Raw genomic sequence first — 2,378 nt, forward strand, 5'->3', positions numbered from 1 at the left:
TTGTTAGGTGACTGCGTACCTTTTGTATAATGGGTCAGCGACTTATATTCAGTGGCGAGCTTAACCGAATAGGGGAGGCGTAGCGAAAGCGAGTCTTAATAGGGCGTTTAGTCGCTGGGTATAGACCCGAAACCGGGCGATCTATCCATGGGCAGGTTGAAGGTTAGGTAACACTGACTGGAGGACCGAACCGACTACCGTTGAAAAGTTAGCGGATGACCTGTGGATCGGAGTGAAAGGCTAATCAAGCTCGGAGATAGCTGGTTCTCCTCGAAAGCTATTTAGGTAGCGCCTCATGTATCACTGTAGGGGGTAGAGCACTGTTTCGGCTAGGGGGTCATCCCGACTTACCAAACCGATGCAAACTCCGAATACCTACAAGTGCCGAGCATGGGAGACACACGGCGGGTGCTAACGTCCGTCGTGAAAAGGGAAACAACCCAGACCGTCAGCTAAGGTCCCAAAGTCATGGTTAAGTGGGAAACGATGTGGGAAGGCTTAGACAGCTAGGAGGTTGGCTTAGAAGCAGCCACCCTTTAAAGAAAGCGTAATAGCTCACTAGTCGAGTCGGCCTGCGCGGAAGATGTAACGGGGCTCAAACCATGCACCGAAGCTACGGGTATCACCTTTTGGTGATGCGGTAGAGGAGCGTTCTGTAAGCCTGTGAAGGTGAGTTGAGAAGCTTGCTGGAGGTATCAGAAGTGCGAATGCTGACATGAGTAACGACAATGCGAGTGAAAAACTCGCACGCCGAAAGACCAAGGTTTCCTGCGCAACGTTAATCGACGCAGGGTTAGTCGGTCCCTAAGGCGAGGCTGAAAAGCGTAGTCGATGGAAAACAGGTTAATATTCCTGTACTTCCAGTTATTGCGATGGAGGGACGGAGAAGGTTAGGCCAGCCTGGCGTTGGTTGTCCAGGTTTAAGGTGGTAGGCTGGAATCTTAGGCAAATCCGGGATTTCAAGGCCGAGAGCTGATGACGAGTTGCCTTTAGGCGACGAAGTGGTTGATACCATGCTTCCAAGAAAAGCTCCTAAGCTTCAGATAACTGGGAACCGTACCCCAAACCGACACAGGTGGTTAGGTAGAGAATACCAAGGCGCTTGAGAGAACTCGGGTGAAGGAACTAGGCAAAATGGCACCGTAACTTCGGGAGAAGGTGCGCCGGCGAGGGTGAAGGACTTGCTCCGTAAGCTCATGCCGGTCGAAGATACCAGGCCGCTGCGACTGTTTATTAAAAACACAGCACTCTGCAAACACGAAAGTGGACGTATAGGGTGTGACGCCTGCCCGGTGCCGGAAGGTTAATTGATGGGGTTAGCGCAAGCGAAGCTCTTGATCGAAGCCCCGGTAAACGGCGGCCGTAACTATAACGGTCCTAAGGTAGCGAAATTCCTTGTCGGGTAAGTTCCGACCTGCACGAATGGCGTAACGATGGCGGCGCTGTCTCCACCCGAGACTCAGTGAAATTGAAATCGCTGTGAAGATGCAGTGTATCCGCGGCTAGACGGAAAGACCCCGTGAACCTTTACTATAGCTTTGCACTGGACTTTGAATTTGCTTGTGTAGGATAGGTGGGAGGCTTTGAAGTGGGGACGCCAGTTCTCATGGAGCCATCCTTGAAATACCACCCTGGCAACTTTGAGGTTCTAACTCAGGTCCGTTATCCGGATCGAGGACAGTGTATGGTGGGTAGTTTGACTGGGGCGGTCTCCTCCCAAAGAGTAACGGAGGAGTACGAAGGTGCGCTCAGACCGGTCGGAAATCGGTCGTAGAGTATAAAGGCAAAAGCGCGCTTGACTGCGAGACAAACACGTCGAGCAGGTACGAAAGTAGGTCTTAGTGATCCGGTGGTTCTGTATGGAAGGGCCATCGCTCAACGGATAAAAGGTACTCCGGGGATAACAGGCTGATACCGCCCAAGAGTTCATATCGACGGCGGTGTTTGGCACCTCGATGTCGGCTCATCACATCCTGGGGCTGAAGCCGGTCCCAAGGGTATGGCTGTTCGCCATTTAAAGTGGTACGCGAGCTGGGTTTAGAACGTCGTGAGACAGTTCGGTCCCTATCTGCCGTGGACGTTTGAGATTTGAGAGGGGCTGCTCCTAGTACGAGAGGACCGGAGTGGACGAACCTCTGGTGTTCCGGTTGTCACGCCAGTGGCATTGCCGGGTAGCTATGTTCGGAAGAGATAACCGCTGAAAGCATCTAAGCGGGAAACTTGCCTCAAGATGAGATCTCACTGGGATCTTGAATCCCCTAAAGGGCCGTCGAAGACTACGACGTTGATAGGTTGGGTGTGTAAGCGCTGTGAGGCGTTGAGCTAACCAATACTAATTGCCCGTGAGGCTTGACCATATAACACCCAAGCAATTTGCT

Annotated in this window: 1 rRNA gene; it reads left to right on the plus strand. The window is 52.3% G+C overall.

Annotation, left to right across the window (positions count from 1 at the left end):
- Positions 1 to 2,357, plus strand: a 23S ribosomal RNA gene (locus ACQKPZ_RS28150); the annotation flags it as partial.
- Between the last annotated feature and the right edge of the window lie 21 nt (positions 2,358 to 2,378).

The sequence above is a fragment of the Pseudomonas sp. NPDC089547 genome (genome assembly GCF_050280665.1).
Taxonomy (GTDB): Bacteria; Pseudomonadota; Gammaproteobacteria; order Pseudomonadales; family Pseudomonadaceae; genus Aquipseudomonas.